Source organism: uncultured Lamprocystis sp. (assembly GCF_903933125.1).
Taxonomy (GTDB): Bacteria; Pseudomonadota; Gammaproteobacteria; order Chromatiales; family Chromatiaceae; genus Thiodictyon.
The window spans coordinates 1-18,739 of record NZ_CAIZIZ010000376.1; the positions used below are offsets into that span (position 1 = coordinate 1).

Here is an 18,739-nt window from a genome sequence, read left to right on the forward strand (position 1 = left end):
GGGCGGTTTGCGCGCTTCGAATGACTCCTCTTCGTCGCCCTGCTCGATATAGCGCCACAGATGACGGTTATCGTCGCGGTAGTCCACCTCGGTATCGGTGAAATAGACCTTGGGCGAGAGATCCTGCTGGCGGCGGGTGCGCGCAATGTAGGTGATCGCCAGGTCGGCGATGGCCTGGGTGCTGGACTCGCTTTGCGCCAACTCGGCGTGGAATCGGGCGACGAAGTCGAGCGCATCCGGGTTGCGATAGCCGTGGTCGGGGTCGAGCGCGGCACGCGAGAACATGGCCAGGCGATGGCGGATGCAGGATTCGTGCTCGGGGTCGCATGCATCTTCGTCCGGCCGCGGGTGCAGGGCGAGGAACAGCCGCCGCAGTCCAGGGTATTCGCGGATCACCAGACAGTCCACCCGGCAGTCCTCGAAGGTCTCGACGGCCACCCGCTGGAAGGGGCTCAGGTTGTCCGCGACCAGCGAGCCGCTCCAGCGCAGATGGGCGGCGACATGGGCCAGCAAGGCGCGGTAGCGGTCGATCCCGGCCACGCCGGCGCGGTCGTCGTAGACATCCGGCACCCGCACCCCCAGAGCGTCGACATAGGGCATGGGCTTGCGCAATGTGTCGAACGCGTCCGAATAGGGAACGAAGGGCCGGTGCTCACACCACAAGGAGCGCAGATAGAGGTCGAGTTGGCGCTCGTGATCGACGAACAGGGTGCCGTGACGCTCGCGCTGCAACACGGCGCGGCTGTCGGTCGATTGCAGGCTGAAATAGTCGCGCTGGCGGTCCGGGTGATCACCATAGTGACGCAGGCCGTACTCGACCCAATTACTCAGCCCATGGCAGGTAAGCTGACTCAACAGGTACGGGATGCGCTCCAGCAAATCCGGCAGGCTCGGGCTGGGAATGGTGGTGTGAAAACCGTGGATGGAACCGGTGGTCCGCTCCATGAAGCGCAGGATCATCTCGATGTAGCGCTCCAGCAACGCGGCGCTGGCGAGACGGCGCGACACCTCGGCAATACTCTGTAGGAAGGGCAGAATCGCCTTGCCATTCGGGCTGCGCGAGATCGTCCACACCGTCCGCGACACCAGCCCCAGGGTCTGCTCGCCCAGGTCGGCGGCGACTTGCGGCAGTTCCTCCAGATACACCAGGACCGGCTCAAATCCGCGACCGATGCGGCAGATCAGCGAGGCCCCCTCCAGATAATCGGTGATCCCCGCCGGACTCAGCAGCGCTTGAGCCTCGGCGATACAGTCCGGAAACACCTGGTCGAGCTGCGGAAAACTGCAGCGCAGTTGCCGGCGCAAGGGCTGGAGTGACTCGGCCGTCGGGATGGTGAGTGTGGGCATAAGGCCTCGGGGGCTGCGGTGAGGGACGCTGGATCAGGGTCGCGGCCACAGTATATCGCCATCGGACGTGATAACCGGGTGTAGGGACGGGTTTCAAACCCGCCCCTACACCAAGGGTCTGGCCGGATATCAGGCAAGACCTCGACGCTAACCGAAATGCACCCACTTGCGCTAAGGCGATTTCCGCAGAACTTCGTACCACGCGAGATGTACTCCGGTGACCTGGGCGACGCAACCGGAGGCCGACGCTTTAGCGGACGGCCGTGCCGCGTCCGGCTGAAGCCTCGACCTCCGGTCTGTTGTGCGGGCGCAGCAAGATCCGCACGGGGCTGTAGGGGCGACTAAAGTCGCCCCTATCACGTCGGTAGATCATTTCTCGGAAATCACCTCCATCATTTCCTGGAATGACCAAGGGCAGGCAGCGGAAAACACCGATTCGGCAAGTCCGGTTTCTCGAGCGGCCAAGAGCGTCGCATCTTCGTAAGCCGTAACAATCAGCTCCGGGAGCCTCGCCTTGAGGCTCGGATTGTCCGCCAGATGCCGCTCAAGTTCGCGGCGCTGGACCTTGATGATCGCGCGCCGGGAATTGCCACGCAGGGTTGGTTGATGTTGCCATTGCAGCAAGTGCATGAGCAGCACGGCAAGGCGGCTTAACAGTTCCCGCTTCTCGGCCTTGATCATGGTTCCGGCCAACATCGGCAGGAATGAGGTCTTAACCCAAGTTTAACACGAGAGATTGTTTCTTACTTAATATCAACCGCTTGCAGCGGTCAAAACAGCTAAGTGGCACTACAAACTTGCCAATCTTTGAAATTTCCGGGCTCAGATACCCATGAACTTGTCTCTCCGGCGGTGGTTTTCAGACCCCCAGGTCTCAAGTACCTGCGTGGGGGTGTTCTCGCTCCGAGCCGATGGCCTTTCGCGGGATGTATATCGAAGACGCTACAACGTCCCGCGTGCAGGGTCCAGCCCCCCCGAAAAATAAATTGGCACTACATTGAGGATTCTGGGTACCGTGTACTTATCAATCATTGTTTTAGGGTCCATCTGAACGGCTAAACCAATGGGGTCATGTTAAAGATGGGTTAAGGGGGCAGTCTCAAACTGCACAACAAACGCAAACCCAAGACATTTAGACAGGATTAACAAGATTTACAAGATGTTATTCGTTTTCAATCTTGTGAATCTTGTCAATCCTGTCAAGAAATTTTGGAACTGGTCAGGGTCGCGGCCGGAACGATGATCAAGGCCCGGCGCCGACCGGGCCGCGCGGCGCGCCCCCCGGTCATCGCCCCTACTTGAGCGATCCCTTACCGTAACGATCTTCAAAGCCGGCACGGACCTTGTCGATGGCGTCCTTGTTCATGCCGCTGAAGTACCAATCATGACCAGGGATGGGCTTGAAGTGCTTTGCCAACAGGGCCTTGGCAAACTTTTCGTTGCCGTCCTTCTTATGGACGACCTCGTTGAGTTCCGGTATCCACTCGAAGTAGGTGTTCTTGGCCACCTCGTAGATGCCGTGCCACCAGGTGTAGTCCGGACCGCTCATGGAGGCGCCGTGGCGGGCGCGGCGGCCCTCGTGGTGCCAGATCTCCCACCAGGTCCATTCGATTTTCTCGTCGAAGGGAGCGGGCGTGATGTAGCCCTTGTCCTTCAACTCGGCCATGACCGCGGCGATGGGCTTGGCGAACTTGTCGTTGTAGAGATCCACGACGCCGTCGAACTGCGCATAGTGGCCCTCGATGACACTGGTGGAATGGCAGCCGAAGCACACCTTTTCCATATTGGCGCGGCGGTCCTTCCAGGTCAGCACCTCGATGACCTTGGAGCCTTGGGCGGCATCACCCACCGCGGGAATCGGCTTGCCCTCGGGAACATCGAACTCCTGGCCGCTTTCCAGCCGCACCAGATTGATCTTGGTGGAGATGGGCGGACGCAGGGTCCAGGAAATCCGCTCGCCCACGTTGTGGGTCTTGCCGATGCCGGGGCCGGCGCTCATATGGCAGGTGGCGCAGGTGGGGGCCGCCGAATAGTCCACGCCGGCGACCCACTTGTCCGAATCCAGGTTCATCTCGGCGATCTGGGCACGGTAGATGATGCCGTGTTTGGACTCGTTATAGACTTCCATTTGTGGATGGTCTGGCCCGACATGACACTTGCCGCAGGTGTCGGGGGTGCGTGCCTGGGCGCGTGAGAACCGGTGACGACCGTGGCAGGCGGAACAAGAGCCCTTGGAGCCGTCGGGGTTGATGCGGCCGATGCCGGTGTTCGGCCAACTGCCCGGCAAGGGCCGGCCTTTATTCTTGCCCTCGGTCACGAACTCGAGTGTCCCGCCGTGACACTGACGACAGCCGGCGTTCACCGCCTCGGGTCCGCCGACGACTTCGCCTAAGAGGTTGTCCAGCGAGGCCAGGATGTCACCCGCTTTGGCGTGGTGGGAGCCGTCCATCTGCTGGAATTCGGTGTTGTGGCAGCGGGCGCAGTCCTTCGGGGTCACGACGATGGAGATCAGCGCGTCCTCGTGTTTGAAGGCGTCGATTTCGCCTTCCTTGGCTTCGTGGCAATCCAGGCAGGTGACCCCGGCCTGACCGTGCCTGCTGCGGTTCCACTCGAGATGCAGTGCGGGACTCTCTGTCATGTGACAGTCCACGCAGTCCTGCCCCCGCGGATCGCCCCAGTCGACACCGGGCTGACCCGCGGCACGCTCGGCCTGGGCCGTCTGGATCAGACCCGGCAGGCCAACGATGATGCACAGACAAAGACCCAGACACAGACCGGCACGGCTGGCCGGTCGGCGGTTTCGGCGGCAATGCGGCATGATGCACTCCTCTCTCTTCTTCTTGGCGCTGCGGATAGTTGCACCGGCAACCTTGCCGAGAGCGCCTCCCCGGGGCCTTGATCCAGATCAAACGCGGCCGCATTTTTCGCCACCGTGAACAGCGCGCTGCGACCGCTCCAACGCAACGAACACGGATGAATCTGAATTTTTGGTCACTTGACCACAACCGCCGCACTGTTGACTCTACCAACCGCGACCGGGTCGCCCGCGCGCGGCCGATTATCCGGAGCACGCCGCGGTTCCAATCATCAACCAACAAAGCAGACACGGGAGTCACGCATGATCGAAGTTCGCGAGCTCAGTCGGAGTTACGGCGAGCTGAAGGCAGTGTCGGAGGTCTCCTTCGACATCGGCCACGGTGAGATCGTCGGGCTGCTCGGCCACAACGGGGCCGGCAAGACCACTATTATGAAAATGCTGACCGGCTATCTGGAGCCGAGCAGCGGAACCATCCGCATCGACGGGCTGGACCTGGCCGAGCACCGCCGTTCGGCCCAGCGCCACGTCGGCTATCTGCCGGAGAACTGTCCGCTCTATCCGGAGCAGACGGTGCTCGATGCGCTGGAGTATCAGGCCGTCCTGCACGGCATCCCGCAGCACGCGCGGCCGGCGGCCATCCGCCAGGCGGTGGAACGCACCGCCTTGACCGCCAAGGCGAGCGCCCCGGTCGCGACCTTGTCGCGCGGCTATCGCCAGCGCCTGGGGGTCGCCCAGGCTATCCTGCACAGTCCGAAGATTTTGATCCTCGACGAACCGACCAACGGCCTGGATCCGACCCAGATCCAGCACATGCGCGGCCTGATCCAGGAACTGGCGCAGGATGCCACCGTTATCGTCTCCACGCATATCCTGCAGGAAGTCGAAGCAATCTGCAGCCGGGTGCTGATCATGAGCGGCGGGCGCCTCGCGCTCGACAGCAGCAGCGATGCCATCGGCCGCCATCCGCGGCTCCTGGTCACCCTGGATCGCCCCGCGGCGGAGGCCGCCCCCCTACTCACCGCCCTGCCCGGCGTAAGCGGCGTGGAATTGGTGGACGAGGGAGCCGGGCGCCACTGTTTTGCGCTCAGTCTGGAGAATGCGGCAGCGGCAGCCCCGACCGTCGCCCGCGCGATTGCCGATCAAGGGTGGAACCTGTTCGGACTGGAACCGGAGCGGCGCGACCTGGAGGCTTTGTTCCGCGCCGTTTCCGGGGCCGCGACCCCCGCCGATGCGCCATCCGCCCAGACCGTCACGGAGACCGCCCATGTCTGACATTCTGCGTATCGCCCGCAAGGATCTGGCCGCTTTCTTCGGCTCTCCGGTGGCCTATATTTTCATCGGCACCTTTCTAGCCGTGTGCCTGTTTGTATTCTTCTGGGTGGAGGCATTCTTCGCCCGCAACATCGCGGACGCCCGTCCGCTGTTCGAGTGGATGCCGGTGCTGCTGATTTTCCTTTGTGCCGCGCTCACAATGCGTATGTGGAGCGAGGAGCGCCGGGCGGGGACCCTGGAGATCCTGCTGACGCTGCCGGTGCCGACCTGGCGGCTGGTGGCGGCCAAGTTCCTGGCCGCGCTCGCCCTGGTCGCGATCGCCCTGACGTTGACCCTGCCGCTGCCGGTGACCGTCTCGCTGCTGGGTCCGCTGGACTGGGGTCCGGTCTTCGGGGCCTATGTGGCGACCCTGCTGTTAGCCGCCGCCTACCTCTCGATCGGGCTCTTCGTTTCCTCACGGACCGATAACCCGATCGTCGCCCTGATCGGCAGCGTCCTGGTCTGCGCCCTATTCTATTTGCTCGGCTCCGACGCCCTGACCAGCTTGGTCGGCAATCGCGGCGGCGAACTCTTGCGGCTGCTCGGCAGCGGATCCCGTTTCGATTCGATCACCCGCGGCGTCATCGACCTGCGCGACCTCTACTACTATGCGAGCATCGTCGGCGTCTTCCTGGCACTCACGGTCTATAGCCTGGAACGGCTGCGCTGGGCGCCCGACAGCGACCGGCCGGCGGGTCATCGCCGTCTCACCCTGATCACCCTGCTGGCCGCCGCCAACCTGTTGGCCGCCAATCTGTGGCTGCACGAGGTCGACGGGGCGCGCACTGACCTGACCCAGGGTCAGGTCTACACCGTCTCCGACGCCACCCGGACCTATCTGGACCAGATCCAGGAACCTTTACTGATCCGCGGTTATTTCAGCGCCCAGACCCATCCATTGCTCGCCCCCCTGGTCCCGCAGATTCGCGATCTGCTGCGCGAGTATCAGGTGGCCGGCGGCGGTCGGGTGCGGGTGGAGTTCGTCGATCCGGCAGACCATCCGGACCTGGAGCGCGAGGCCGGCGAACAGTTCGGCATCCGTCCGGTGGCCTTCCAGACCGCGAGCAAATACCAGTCGGGGGTCGTCAACTCCTACTTCGATCTGGTGGTGAAGTACGGCGACCAATTCGAGCACTTGGGCTTCCAGGACCTGATCGAGATCAAGGTCCGCGGCGAAAACGATCTCGATGTGCGGCTGCGCAACCCCGAGTACGACATCACCCGTGCGATCAAGAAGGTGCTTTACGGCTATCAGGGCGGCGGCGATCTGTTCGCCGGCCTGGGTCAGCCGATCAAGCTGCGCGCGTTCGTCTCGGCGCCGGGCCAACTGCCTGAACCGCTGCCCACGCTGCGTGCCGATCTGGAGGGGCTGCTCGGCGACTTGCAGGCCAAGTCCGCCGACCGCTTCAGCTTCAGCATCGAGGACCCGGCAACGAATCAGGCGCTGACCCGGGAGGTGGAGGACCGCTTCGGCTTCAAGCCGCTGGTGATCGACCTGGTGAACCCCACACCCTTCTATTTCTACCTGGTATTGGAGTCCGGTACACGAGCCGAGGCGGTACCTCTGCCCGAGTCACTGGACAAGGCGGGTCTGCAACGGGCGATCGAGGCGGGCATCAAGCGCTTCGCCCCCGGTGTCCTGCGCACCCTGGCGGTCTACACCCCGCCCCAGGCCGGCGGAGAGTTTGGAATGCCGGCGGCCCGTCCGGATTATGGAATGCTCCAGGCGCAGTTGCGCGACGGTTTCAATCTCCTGGAGACGGATCTGAAAACCGGCCAGGTACCGGCTGACGCGGACCTGCTGTTGGTGCTGGGACCGCGGGACCTGGACCAGAAGCAGCAATTTGCCATGGATCAGTTCCTGATGCAGGGCGGCACCGTCCTGGTTGCGGCCTCCAGTTTCCATGTCGAACTGGGGCGCGGGGCAATCAGCGCCCAACCCCAGGACACGGGCCTGGAGTCCTGGCTGGCGGCCCAGGGACTGAGTTTGGGCAAGTCACTGGTGCTCGACCCGCGAAACACGCCCTTCCCGATCCCGGTGCAGCGGAATCTGGGCGGCTTCATGGTCGAAGAGATCCAGATGCTGGATTACCCCTACTTCCCGGACGTGCGGGCGGAGGGTCTCTCCACCGACTCGGGGATCACCGCCAACCTGGGGCAGATCACCATGAACTGGTCCTCACCCATTCAGGTCGATCAGGAGAAAACCGCGGGCCATCGCGTCACCGAACTCATCCGCAGTTCCAGTGAGGCCTGGACCAGCGATTCGACCCAGATGCAGCCGGATTTCCGCGCTCATGGCGACCTGGGCTTCCCGAGCGGCGACGACCAGGGCACTAAGATCCTGGCGGTAGCGGTTGAGGGACGTTTCAGCTCCGCCTTCGTCGGCAAGCCATCACCCTTGCTGCCTGAACCGTCGGACCAGGAGACGGAGGCGGCCGACACGGCTGAGCCGCAGACGGACGATCCGGACGCGGCGACGCCAACCGCTGCCAAGCCTCCGGCCAAACCGCCGGTCGCCCCGGGGGTGATCGAATCCTCCCCCGCCGCGGCCCGGTTGATCCTGATCGGCTCGGACAGTTTCCTGACCGACACCGCCATCACGCTGGCCAGCGAGGCGACCCAGAGCCGCTATCTGAAACCGATCGAACTGGTGCAAAACGCCGTCGAGTGGTCGCTGGAGGACCGGGGCTTACTGACGCTACGCGGACGCGGCCAGTTCAGTCGGCTGCTCGAACCCCTGAGCCGCGAGGGGCGGATGGCCTACGAGTACCTGAACTACGCCCTGGCCCTGGGTGGTCTGGCGCTCCTCTACTGGCTGGCACGCCGGTCGCGGCAGCGGCGTGATCGTGCCTTGGCGCGCTACCTCGAACCAGCATCGACACCCGGGAAGGGCTGATCCATGGAGAACATCAACATGAAACAAGGCACCCTGCCATCAAGTATCCCGGCCCGTTCGCGCCTTCAGGAGTGGACCTCCACCTTACTCGCACCCGTGACACTCGGACTCGCGTTGCTCCTGGGCCTGCAGTTGGCCGCGGCCCTCCTGCTCGGTGCCGGCGGTAACGGCACTCTGAACCCGACCGCCGCGGACACCGCCCTGCTCCCCTTCGACGCCAAGACCGTCACGGCGGTGCGGATCGAGGGCGGCGGCCAGAGCGCACTCCTGGCCCGCGGGGATAAAGGCTGGCTGATCGCCGATCTGGGTGACTTCCCGGCCGACGGGGCCAAGATCGATCAACTCCTGGAGAAGCTGGCCGCGCTCAAGCGACCGCTACCGGTGGCCACCAGCCGCGAGGCACTCAAGCGGCATAAGGTGGCGGATGAGGGATTCGAGCGCAAAATCACCCTGGAGTCGGGCGATACGCCGCTCGCGGCCCTGTTGCTCGGCGACTCCCCCGGCTTCAAGCGCCAGTTGGTCCGGGTCGGCGGGGAGTCGGCGGTCTATGACGTTGAACTGCCGCTCTTCGAGGTGTCCAACCGGCATGACGACTGGCTCACCCGTGACCAGTTGCAGGTCGACCAAGAGCAGATCAAGCGCATCAGCGCCGCCGACTGGACCCTGATCAAGGGTCAGGACGGCTGGCAACTGGAGGGTACGGATGAGAAACCGGACGCGGCGGCCGTGACCAATCTGCTGGGGCGCATCAGCAGCCTGAGTTACCGTGGGGTCTTGGGCACGCAGAACCAACCCGAGTACAACCAGGCCGCGCCGACCCTGGACCTGCGTTTGCAACTGGCGGACGGCAGCACCCGGGAGTACCGCATCTCCAAGGTCAAGGACGGCGCCGACTCCGTACTCAAGGTCGCGGACCGGCCCTGGTACTTCAAGCTGTCTGACATGGACCTGGATGGATTGGTCGATGTGACCCGTGACCAGCTACTGGGGAAGGCCCCGGCGGCAGCGGCGCAGGACGCGGGCAACCTTCCCGCGGGCGGCGAAGCTGCGGTAGCGGAGGAACTCACCCCAACGATGGAGGAGACGGCGGAACCACTTCCGGATCAGGTTCCCGTGGTGGATGACGTGAATCAACCCCAGCCGGGATCAGAGCCGCCGCGATAGCATGCTCGCTTGGCCGGGTCGGACTTCAGTCCGACTTCGGACTCGCCGTGCTGTTCGGGACCGCCCCCTAAGACGATTTCTGTCATGTAGGGGCGACTTAAGTCGCCCCTACACGTTGGTCCATCTTTTGCCGGAAATCACCTTGCGGTCGAGCGGGGATTGCCGGCAATCGCCTCAAGCACCCGGCCCGGTCGGCGCCGGAACCGGTGTCGCCGCGGTGCGCCCCGCGACGGGCTGAGTCTGCGGGGCCGCGGGCTCCACCAACGGGCGGGGTTTGGGGAAAGCGATCCGCAACGGGCTCGCCGGACCTTTGAACGCCTGACGCAGGGCCGCATCGCGCCCATAGATGTCCGACCGGAATCCGACCCTGCCATTCTCGTCCGCATAGGCCGTCAGGTAGTAGAGCAAGACCGGCAGACGCTCGTCCAGAATGACATACCGTGTCTTATTGGTCGAGATCACACGGTCGATCTGACGCCGGTTCCAATTGGCCTCGCCCAGAATCACCTCGGCCAGCTTCAACGGGTCCTGCACCCGCACGCAGCCGTGGCTGTAGGCCCGGACATTTTGGCTGAACAGCCCCTTGCTCTGGGTATCATGCAGGTAGACCGCATGATCATTCGGAAAGATGAATTTCACGCGCCCCAGGGCGTTGGATGGTCCGGGCCCCTGAACGATGCTGTAGCGCCGCGGGTCACTGACGTTGGCCCCGCTGACCGCGCGACCGGTACGCCGATCCACAACCTTGAAGCGGCTGGAGACACCGCGCATCTTTTTCTGAATCGACGGCGGTACGGTCCAGGTCGGGTTGAAGACGACATGCTCCATCTCGTCACGGAAACTCGGCGTCTGATCCTTTGGGGTCCCCACCACGACGCGCGTACTCCAGTCGATCCGCCCGTCACGCACAACGTGCGCCATGAAACCCGCCACATCCACCAAGACGTAGTCCGCCGGCAGTGCGTCGTAGAACCACCGCATCCGCTCCAGGTTGATGCGGATCTGATCGGCCTTCTTCTCGTCGAACGGCTGGTTGAGTGCCGTGATCGTACTCGAACCAGCAACGCCATCCGCATTGAGACCGGAACGCTTCTGGAACCGCATCACCGCCTCACTCAAGGCCGGATCGAAGAACTCCGGATCATCCGGGACAAGGGACTCGTCGCCGAGCGCCCGCAACCGCTCCCGCAGCAAGACGACCCGCGGGTCACGGCGACCCGGCACCAACTTTTTCCCCTGAGGGATCTGCGGCAGAGCCGCGGCCGGGCGGGAACTGCCGAAATTTTGGAGGGCGCGCTCAAGATCGGCGAAGAAGAAGGGTTTCTCGGCCAAGTCAGCCAGACTGCTTCGCATATCCGCGGCTGAGACCACCTGCTCCATGGACCGAATCAGCGTCTCCACGGGGACCCCCTTGCGGTGATTCCAGAAGCGGTTGACCGCCGCCGGATCGACGCGGCCGAAACGGATGTGGTAGGTGTAACGCAGGAGGGCGTCGCTCAACTGCAGGTCGGCGGCCAAGCGCTCCGCGGACGCCAACCCATCCAGGTGGCCGGGCTTGCTCAACCGCCGCAAGGTGGCGACATGGTAGTCGGCAGGCTGGAAACCGGCGACTTGAGCTGCCTCCACCGCTTGCAGCAGCGCCTCGACCTGGGCTGAATCCTGCCACGCCAGCCGATAACCACGGGCGGCGTAGAAATTTGCGAGGGCTTGGCCGGATTCCAGCGGCACTCCGTCAACCGTCAGCGGCCCCTGATCACGAATCGACTCGGCAGTCACGCGCAGCAACGGGTTAGACGCGGGAACCGACACCGCGGCGACCGGAGCCGGCCTTGCCGTCACCGACTGCGACGGAACCGGCGCGGAAACCGTGAGCGAGTCACTCGCCGTGAGGACCCCTGGCAAGACCACCGGGAGGATGGAGATGGAGAGCAACAGATGCCTGAAAAAGCTTGCGGGGATCATCTCCAGCTCCTGGAACACATTAAGAGTCACTTGAATGCAACGCGAAAGAATCGAGCAGAATCGGCGAACCAAGTGGTTCGCCCCCTGGCTTCTTCTTATGATATCCGAACCTTCCGCGAAAAATTCCAACCAGTTTGCATTGTAAGGATCCACGATGACCCTGCGCCAGATCTACTGCGTCCCCGTCGGCTTGCTGCTCGGCATCGCGGCCGCCCTGCTGTTCCCCGCGGGCGCGCCTTATGTCGCCTGGCTGGGACAGATCTTCATCTCGCTGCTGAAGCTCCTGATCCTGCCGCTGATCCTGGTCTCGATCTTTGCTTCGCTGGCGGGAAGCACCGAACTGCGGCGCATTGGCGGGCGCACCTTCGTTTACTATGTCGCCACCTCGGCCGTGGCCGCCGCCATCGGCACCCTGCTCGGACTGGCATTCGCGCACGGCCTGCCCGCCGGCCTGCTGAGTCTGGAACAGGTACAGAACACCGGCGCCGCCTTCAGCCTGGACCGGCTGATCGATAACTTCATCCCCAGCAATCTGTTCGCGTCACTCACGGCGGGCAATGTGCTGCACATCGTCTTTGTGGCGGTGATCGCCGCCCTCGCCTCCCGACGCATTGCCGTGGAGCAGCGCACGACCCTGATCGCCGGCGCCCAGGCGCTGGACGCCCTGCTGATGCAGACGCTGAACGGGGTACTGGCCATCGCACCGGTGGGTATCGCCGCCCTGGTCTACGGGAGCCTCGCGACCATGGATTGGGCGGGCGTTTTCCAACTGCGCAGCTTCGTCTGGGCGGTCGCGCTGGCCGCGGTGCTGCACGCCCTGCTGCTCATGCCGGGGCTCTATTGGGTGCGGACCCACCGTTCCCCCTGGCGGCTGGTCGCGGCCTGTCGGGAGCCGCTGCTGACCGCCCTGTCCACCGCCTCCAGCAACGCCACCTACCCGGTTTCCAAGCGCGCGCTGGAGGCGTTCGGCGTCAGCGAGCGGGTCACCAGCCTGGCCCTGCCGCTCGGCGCGACACTGAACATGCACGGCTCGGCCCTCTATCAGTCGATCCTGCTGATTTTCATGTCACACCTGGCCGGGGTCGAACTGAGCGCGCTCCAGGCCGTCTTCATCGTGCTGTTGACCATGGCGTCCTCCGCCGGCACCGCCGGCATTCCCAGCGGCGGCATCGCCATGATGGCCTTCATGCTCGATCTGCTCGGTCTGCCCCCGACCTATCTCGCGTTGTATCTGATCGTCGACCGTTTCTTCGACTATCCCATCACCGCCATCAATGTCTGGGGCGATCTGGTGGTCGCGGCCATTGTGGATCGGGAACTGAAGCCCGATGCGTTCGTTACAGCGCATTCGCACGGCCACCGAACACCAACGACCGATCCTGATTCAGTATAATCGCCGCGGGCGCATGGCGCGTCTCTTAGCCGGACCACTGAAAGGAGTGCAACCATGGCCTCTGCGATCGTCGCAACGCTTACGTCGCTGAAAAATCGCCCGCGTTCCCAGCAACTGAGTCTGGCTGCCGGAGTCCTCGCCTTCGTCGTCGCCCTCGTCGCGCTCATCGGCGCCGTGCGCGGCATCGACCTGTCCGGCGTCGCGGCAATGGACGGCCAGGCCACCCCCGCGCAGGTTCAGGCCGAAATAGCCGGTCTCCGCGCCCAGACTGAAAAGCTCGCTGCCGACCTGCAGTCGTTCCAAGCCGACCTGCGTACTGCCGCCGCCCTGCCGAAGGACACCAAGCAGGCGCTCCAACAGCAGCAGAGCCAGAAGCTGCTCAAAGACCTCGCGGAACGCCAGGAGCGGCTGGAGCAGATCATCGTCGCCAACCCGGGCAAGGCGCTGGAACTCGCACTCCTGCAACGCGACCTGGAAAACCTGAAGGCGGCCCAACAGCAGCGTCTCGCCGCGATCGGGGCCGCGGTCGAACGCGGTTACGCCTCCACCCGGTGGGTTCTGGCGGGGATGGCGGTCAGCCTGCTGCTGCTCGTCGCGGGTACGCTCCTGAAGGGCAACGCGTCTTAGGGAAGGGTTGAGGCTACAGCGTTCCCGCCTCCAGGAAGCTGAAGTATCCAGCCCGGTTAAAAATGATGTGATCCAGCAGTTCGATGCCGAGGATGGCGCCCGCAGCCTTGAGTTGCGCGGTGATGGCGAGGTCACCCGGTGAGGGTTCGAGGCCGCCGCTGGGGTGATTGTGGGCGACGATGACAGCGGACGCCCGGTCAGCGAGTGCGTCGGCGAAGACCTCGCGCGGATGCACTGGGCTGCGGTCGATCAGCCCGATCGACACCACCCGGATGTTCAGGATCTCATTTGCGCCATTGATGCTGGCGCAGAGAAAATGCTCCTGCTTACGGTCCGCGTAATGGTGGATGTGCGGCAACAGGTCGGCCGGGGTCTCGATCTTCGCACCCTCCGGCTTGATGCGACGCCGGGCGAACTCGATGGCCGCAAGGATCAAGGTCGCCTTGGCGTCCCCGACACCCGCGAACGGCAACAGGTCTTCGGCCTTCACGTCCAGTCCCTTCTGATCGATGAGCCGCGCCAGCTTGGCGGCCAGGGCCAGCACGTCCAGGCCCGGCGTGCCCTGGCCCAGGAGCACGGCGAGCAATTCCTGGTCACTCAAGGCCCGCGCCCCTTTGCGCAGCAGCTTCTCGCGCGGACGCTCCGCCGCCGGAATCTCGTGGATGCGCTTGCCCATCGCCTCAGGCCGCCAAGGACAAATGGGCCTGAATGACCGTCACCGCCATGATATCGAAGATACCGCCGGTGTCGGTGTATTTATGGTCGGTGAGTTCTTCATAACGTCCGTGGGCGTTGTAGGCCGACTGGATCTCGCCATTGACCTGGCCGCGATAGGCGCCCTCCAGATAGATGACATTCCCGCGGTGCGCCTGAACGGTCGTGCGAATCACCGGGTCGGCGATCTTCTCCTCCGTCACCTGCCGGATATAGAGCGCCTCTTCATCCGTGATGTCGAAGGTGGCGCGGATCTGTGCGATCACATCCTGCACCGAGACCTTCACCGGCGCCGGGCCGGCACCGCCGGCGCCCTTGCCCGGCTTCAGCCTGACCCGGCCGCCACTGGTCGTCACGCCCTGAAACTGCACCGCTGCCTTGGTGACCACCGTGGCACGTACCTGCTGCATCAATTCCGACACGCTGCCTGCTTTGACGAGCTGCGGACCGACATATTCGGCAAAGGTGGCGAACTCCCCGATCGCCGCCGGGTAGGTGAAGAAACAGGTGAGGAAATGGAAGCTCCTGACGAAGCGCGCCAGCAGGGCCACGAACGCCTTGCGCCCTTCCCAATCGGCCAGCCGCGCCTGAAAGCGCGTGCGTAGCGCATTCACCTGGAACTGCACCCGCGCATCGGTCCCGTGCTCGATCAGGCTGAGCAGGTCGCCGGCGTCCTGCTGAGTGAAGACCCCCGCGGCGAGGATCTCCGCGTGCAGGGCGAGGCAGGTGTCCTGATCCGGCTCCTGCGGCTCGAACGGCGTGCCGACCCGATAGGTCGCGAAGGCCGTCAGGATTTGCTTGGCGTTGTTAGTGAAGTCCACGACCACCACATCCCGCTTGCCGGGGTGGCAGCGGTTCAATCGCGAGAGCGTCTGCACCGCGTTGCGCCCGAGCACCGGCTTATCGAGGAACATACCGGCGAGTAGGGGTTGGTCGAAACCGGTCTGAAACTTACTTGCCACCACCATGAGCCGGTAGTCGTCACCCTCGAAGCGGTCTTCGATCAGCTCACCCGTCTGCAACCCATTCACGGCATGCTCACTGATGGCCGCGTTCGTCTCCGGATGGACAAAGTCCGAGAAGGCAAAGAGCACCTGATAGCCGGCGCCGCGTTCCTTGAGCTTCTCCTTGATGATGGTGAAATACCGCAGCCCTGCCACCCGCGATGAAGCGACGATCATCGCCTTGGCGCGTCCGCCGATGAGCGGCGCCACCTCCTTCTCGAAGACCCGCAGCATCACCTCCGCCTTGTATTGGATCAGCCCGTCGTCCTGAAAGGCGAGATTCTGCAGCGCCTTGGACACCACACCCTTGGGATAGAGCCGCTCCTCATCCGGCGGCGGGACCATGGGGCAATGCAGGTGGTAGAGCGTCTTGTAGGAGATGATGCCGGCCGCCACGTCCACGATGTAGCCCTCGGCAATCGCCTCCGCCTCGGTGTAGCTGTCGAACGGCTGGCCGAACATGGAGACGGTCGCCGGTGCCGGCGTGGCGGTGAAGGCGACGAACAACTGATTGCCGTCGTGCTCGCGAATCACCCGGGCGATCTGCTCCTCGGGGTCTTCCTCGGGCGCCTCGCTGTCCGGCTCCCCTGGCGTGCGGAACGGCAGGCGGATGGCCGCGCCCATCTGCCCCTCCTGCGAGCGGTGGGCCTCGTCGATCAGGAAGGCCACCCGCAGCGTCTTCAATACCGGGTTGTTCCGGATCTCATCCAGCACCCAGGCAAACTTCTGCTGGGTGGTGACGATGATGGATTTGCGCTCCCGCAGGAAGCGCGGCAGGTCGTCGGACTTGCGCGCGATGCCCACCACCGCTTTCAGTTGGGCGAATTTGTCCATGTCCTCGCGAATGTTGGTGTCGAGCGACTTGCGGTCGGTGAGGATGAAGGTGATGTCCACCAACTTCTCATTGGTACCGGGCTGGAACAGGCTGTGCAGCCGGTCGGCCAGCCAGCAGATGGAAAGCGTCTTGCCGCTGCCGGCGGAATGCTCGGCCAGATATTTCTTGCCGATGTCACCGGTCGCGGCAAAGTGGGCACTGATGTCCTCCGCCACCCGCCGCACCAGCCGGCTTTGGTGATAGCGCGGGAAGATCGTAAAGGCCGGCCGCGCCGGCTTGTCGTCCTCGGCCTCCCGCTCCGGCACGCGCAGGAGGAAGAAGGACAGCGCCTCCAGCAATTGCCCCGGCGACAGCACCTCGCGGTAGAGGAACTCCACCGGATACTCTTGGGCATTCATCGGGGCATTGGTCAGCCCCCGATTGTGCCAGCGGAAGTTCCCTTCCTGGCGCGGATCAGTGGCGGCCATCACGTCGCTGGTGTCGGCGGCGAGGTAGAGGAAGGGATGCCGGAAGATCCGGTGGCGGTGGTCGCGCTTGGTGAACTGCGCCACCGCGTCATGCACGTTCTCATTGAGTTCGTGTTTCAGCTCGAGCGCCACGATGGGCAGGCCGTTGAGATAGAGGACGAAATCGATCTCGTGATTGGCATCGCCGAAATAACAATGCGGGCGGAAGCTGAAGCGGTTCTTGGCGAACTTGTCGGCAGCGGCGCTCGCCGCGGAGCGTGGTTTCGGATAATAGAGGTGGAATTCCAGACCGCGCACCTTGAGGCCGTGGCGAAACAGCATCCATAGCGGCGTATGCTCCAGTTCCTTGCGCAGTGCCTTGAAGATCGCCTCGCGCGCGTCCGTGCCGTAATCGTCCGCTAGTTTCTTGATCTGATCGGCCTGAGTGGCTTCGAGGAAGGCCCAAAGCTCGGCCTCGGCGATGCAGTGCTCGGTGTCCGTGATATCGGACTGGTCCAGCACGGCATACCCGTGCTCGCGGACCAGGAAATCCGCGATGTGCTGCTGAAAGGTCAGCTCCGGAGGCTTCTTCTTTTTAGCCATGGGCTTCGATCTTGTTGAGGTCCGCCTCGGTGATCCGGCGCTGGCCGGTGACGCATTCGTGGATCAGGGACTTGCGGTAGGCGGTGAGGATGGTGATTTGGCTTTCGATGCCGGTGACAATACTCTTCAGTTCGCCAAGTTGCGTTTCAAGGTAGGAGCAGATTCCCTCTTGTTCCGCCAAGCAGGGTAACGGGATTGGAAACTCGCCAACCTTGGTCGCATTCGTGGAGGCGAGATTGGTTGTTTTCTTCCCCGTCGCCTCGAAGTAATCGCGCCCATAGGTTGACGCAGTGACATAAGCGAGGAAGTTGGGCTTCAATTTATGCGGGAAACAGCGCACTGCGAAGATGTGATTCTGGTGCAGACATCCCGGAATCTCACCGTTCCATACATGGCCCCGGCCAAGTTTATCGAGGTCACCGCCTTCAGTCATCAGCACATCACCGACGCGAAGCTCCACGCCCGCTGCTACGCTGGCTGGAAGTTCGATTACGGAAACGTCGTTCAAGTCAAGATAGCCATCTTGAACATTGCCGACACGCAAATATGGCCGCTCAATCAGCGGACCTTCATATTGTTTGCCGAGTGTGAGGCCGCCTTGAATTGCGGCGACACGTTTGAGGCACACGAGTGTCCAACCGATGGGAACCTGTGCCATCCATGCGTTGCCGGTTGATTCCAGCCCGACGCCCTCGGCGATCCCCGGTGTCACCGCCCGCTGGATGATGGATTTGCGAAGAGCGTCAAGGGCTTCGAGTTGGCAGCGCTTAGCAGCCACCGCCGCGTCAATCGCCGTGCAACTCGCATCCAGATAGCCGGCGATGCGCTGTTGCTCCATTGGTGGGGCATCAGCGCAAGGAATTGCCTCAAGCTTCTCCGCGGTCAAGTGGGCAATCGTTGTGCGGCTCACAATGGCATCAATGAATCCAGCGTGTTTGATGTTGTAGAGCCAGTAGTAGAGGAAGCGGGCGGAGGCATGGTGCCGTGGACGAACGCGGTTGATTGCATTCTGGAAATAGCAGGCATCAAGCTCTCCCGTCCAAACTGCACAACGCCCGACATCACCGCCTTCATTGACAAGCAAATCTCCGGCCTGCAAAAGGAGATCCTTCTTTTCCCGGGGAGAAAACCACATCTTTTTGACGTCGGAGAGATTCACGCCATCCCATTGCACATTGGCAGAACGGAGGTAAGGCTCTTCCGTCTCATCCAGCCTATCTTGCTCTGACTGTAGCATCTTCCCGAGCACGACCTCGAAATCGCGCTTTATAATCCGCTCCGGCCAAGGCGTTGGGAACGTCTTTTGACCATTTATCGTGAGTGGTGCAGGCATATGTCTATTTCGCTCCGTTCATTTCCACCAACAGCATATCAGCGTGTTGTTTGGCAGCCGCGTAGGGTGGATGCCCGCAGGGCGATCCGCCACACTGCCCGCGAAATCGGCAGAACCGCCTGCGGCGTTTCGCCCTACGCGGACTACACGGACCGGTCGAAGTTGGGAATGGAGTAATGCTGGACCTCACCCTCAGCCAACTTGTCAATGGAAATTGACCCGACGTTGCCGCGAAAGACTGCCTTCAATCGCGGCTGAATCCAACCTTGCGGCGATGTACCTA

11 protein-coding genes and 1 pseudogene are annotated in these 18,739 nt (G+C 63.2%); 5 read left to right on the forward strand and 7 right to left on the reverse strand.

Annotated elements, in window-relative coordinates:
• The 3 genes and pseudogenes from QZY03_RS19705 to QZY03_RS19715 form a co-directional block, all read right to left on the reverse strand.
• Positions 1-1,347, reverse strand: a pseudogene (locus tag QZY03_RS19705) (hypothetical protein); the annotation flags it as partial.
• Positions 1,348-1,716: 369 nt separating this feature from the next.
• Positions 1,717-2,028 carry a DUF29 domain-containing protein gene (locus QZY03_RS19710; protein WP_295583868.1) on the reverse strand — a complete coding sequence of 104 codons (312 nt, stop codon included), beginning with the start codon at positions 2,026-2,028 and terminating at the stop codon, positions 1,717-1,719.
• Between the two features lie 613 nt (positions 2,029-2,641).
• Complete coding sequence (locus tag QZY03_RS19715) at positions 2,642-4,165, reverse strand: multiheme c-type cytochrome (protein ID WP_295583869.1); 1,524 nt, start codon at positions 4,163-4,165, stop codon at positions 2,642-2,644.
• A 300-nt stretch (positions 4,166-4,465) separates the two neighbouring features.
• Between QZY03_RS19715 and QZY03_RS19720 the strand changes: the two genes are divergently transcribed.
• The 3 genes from QZY03_RS19720 to QZY03_RS19730 are packed head-to-tail and all read left to right on the forward strand — an operon-like array spanning position 4,466 to position 9,539.
• A complete protein-coding gene (locus QZY03_RS19720; protein WP_295583870.1) occupies positions 4,466-5,437 on the forward strand; it encodes an ABC transporter ATP-binding protein in 972 nt (323 codons plus the stop codon).
• Positions 5,430-8,375, forward strand: coding sequence for a Gldg family protein (locus tag QZY03_RS19725; protein WP_295583871.1), 2,946 nt, complete (start codon positions 5,430-5,432; stop codon positions 8,373-8,375). The genes QZY03_RS19720 and QZY03_RS19725 overlap by 8 nt, the downstream gene beginning before the upstream one ends.
• An 18-nt stretch (positions 8,376-8,393) precedes the next feature.
• The gene (locus QZY03_RS19730; RefSeq protein ID WP_295583872.1) at positions 8,394-9,539 is read left to right on the forward strand and encodes a DUF4340 domain-containing protein; all 1,146 of its coding nucleotides are present in this window, start codon (positions 8,394-8,396) and stop codon (positions 9,537-9,539) included.
• Between the two features lie 174 nt (positions 9,540-9,713).
• Here the strand turns inward: QZY03_RS19730 and QZY03_RS19735 are convergent, their stop codons facing one another.
• Entirely contained in the window at positions 9,714-11,501 is a 1,788-nt protein-coding gene (locus QZY03_RS19735; RefSeq protein ID WP_295583873.1) for a L,D-transpeptidase family protein, read from the reverse strand.
• Positions 11,502-11,655: 154 nt separating this feature from the next.
• On the opposite strand from QZY03_RS19735, the gene QZY03_RS19740 reads away from it, so the two are divergent.
• Together QZY03_RS19740 and QZY03_RS19745 are read left to right on the forward strand one after the other, a co-directional pair.
• Entirely contained in the window at positions 11,656-12,894 is a 1,239-nt protein-coding gene (locus tag QZY03_RS19740; protein ID WP_295583874.1) for a dicarboxylate/amino acid:cation symporter, read from the forward strand.
• 54 nt (positions 12,895-12,948) lie between these two features.
• Positions 12,949-13,521, forward strand: a complete 573-nt coding sequence (locus QZY03_RS19745) for a hypothetical protein (RefSeq protein WP_295583875.1) — start codon at positions 12,949-12,951, stop codon at positions 13,519-13,521.
• 13 nt (positions 13,522-13,534) lie between these two features.
• Here the strand turns inward: QZY03_RS19745 and radC are convergent, their stop codons facing one another.
• The 3 genes from radC to QZY03_RS19760 are packed head-to-tail and all read right to left on the reverse strand — an operon-like array spanning position 13,535 to position 18,456.
• The gene (gene radC / locus QZY03_RS19750) at positions 13,535-14,197 is read right to left on the reverse strand and encodes a DNA repair protein RadC (RefSeq protein WP_020506221.1); all 663 of its coding nucleotides are present in this window, start codon (positions 14,195-14,197) and stop codon (positions 13,535-13,537) included.
• Between the two features lie 4 nt (positions 14,198-14,201).
• Positions 14,202-17,123: a DEAD/DEAH box helicase family protein gene (locus tag QZY03_RS19755; RefSeq protein ID WP_295583876.1), complete on the reverse strand. Its 2,922-nt coding sequence runs from the start codon at positions 17,121-17,123 to the stop codon at positions 14,202-14,204.
• Positions 17,116-18,456, reverse strand: a complete 1,341-nt coding sequence (locus QZY03_RS19760) for a restriction endonuclease subunit S (RefSeq protein WP_295583877.1) — start codon at positions 18,454-18,456, stop codon at positions 17,116-17,118. The genes QZY03_RS19755 and QZY03_RS19760 overlap by 8 nt, the downstream gene beginning before the upstream one ends.
• Positions 18,457-18,739: the final 283 nt, after the last annotated feature.

Bases quoted from the DNA above. Each gene is read 5' to 3' on its own strand.
- QZY03_RS19710 (WP_295583868.1), bottom strand. From the start codon at position 2,028: ATGATCAAGGCCGAGAAGCGGGAACTGTTAAGCCGCCTTGCCGTGCTG.
- QZY03_RS19715 (WP_295583869.1), bottom strand. From the start codon at position 4,165: ATGCCGCATTGCCGCCGAAACCGCCGACCGGCCAGCCGTGCCGGTCTG.
- QZY03_RS19720 (WP_295583870.1), top strand. From the start codon at position 4,466: ATGATCGAAGTTCGCGAGCTCAGTCGGAGTTACGGCGAGCTGAAGGCA.
- QZY03_RS19725 (WP_295583871.1), top strand. From the start codon at position 5,430: ATGTCTGACATTCTGCGTATCGCCCGCAAGGATCTGGCCGCTTTCTTC.
- QZY03_RS19730 (WP_295583872.1), top strand. From the start codon at position 8,394: ATGAAACAAGGCACCCTGCCATCAAGTATCCCGGCCCGTTCGCGCCTT.
- QZY03_RS19735 (WP_295583873.1), bottom strand. From the start codon at position 11,501: ATGATCCCCGCAAGCTTTTTCAGGCATCTGTTGCTCTCCATCTCCATC.
- QZY03_RS19740 (WP_295583874.1), top strand. From the start codon at position 11,656: ATGACCCTGCGCCAGATCTACTGCGTCCCCGTCGGCTTGCTGCTCGGC.
- QZY03_RS19745 (WP_295583875.1), top strand. From the start codon at position 12,949: ATGGCCTCTGCGATCGTCGCAACGCTTACGTCGCTGAAAAATCGCCCG.
- radC (WP_020506221.1), bottom strand. From the start codon at position 14,197: ATGGGCAAGCGCATCCACGAGATTCCGGCGGCGGAGCGTCCGCGCGAG.
- QZY03_RS19755 (WP_295583876.1), bottom strand. From the start codon at position 17,123: ATGGCTAAAAAGAAGAAGCCTCCGGAGCTGACCTTTCAGCAGCACATC.
- QZY03_RS19760 (WP_295583877.1), bottom strand. From the start codon at position 18,456: ATGCCTGCACCACTCACGATAAATGGTCAAAAGACGTTCCCAACGCCT.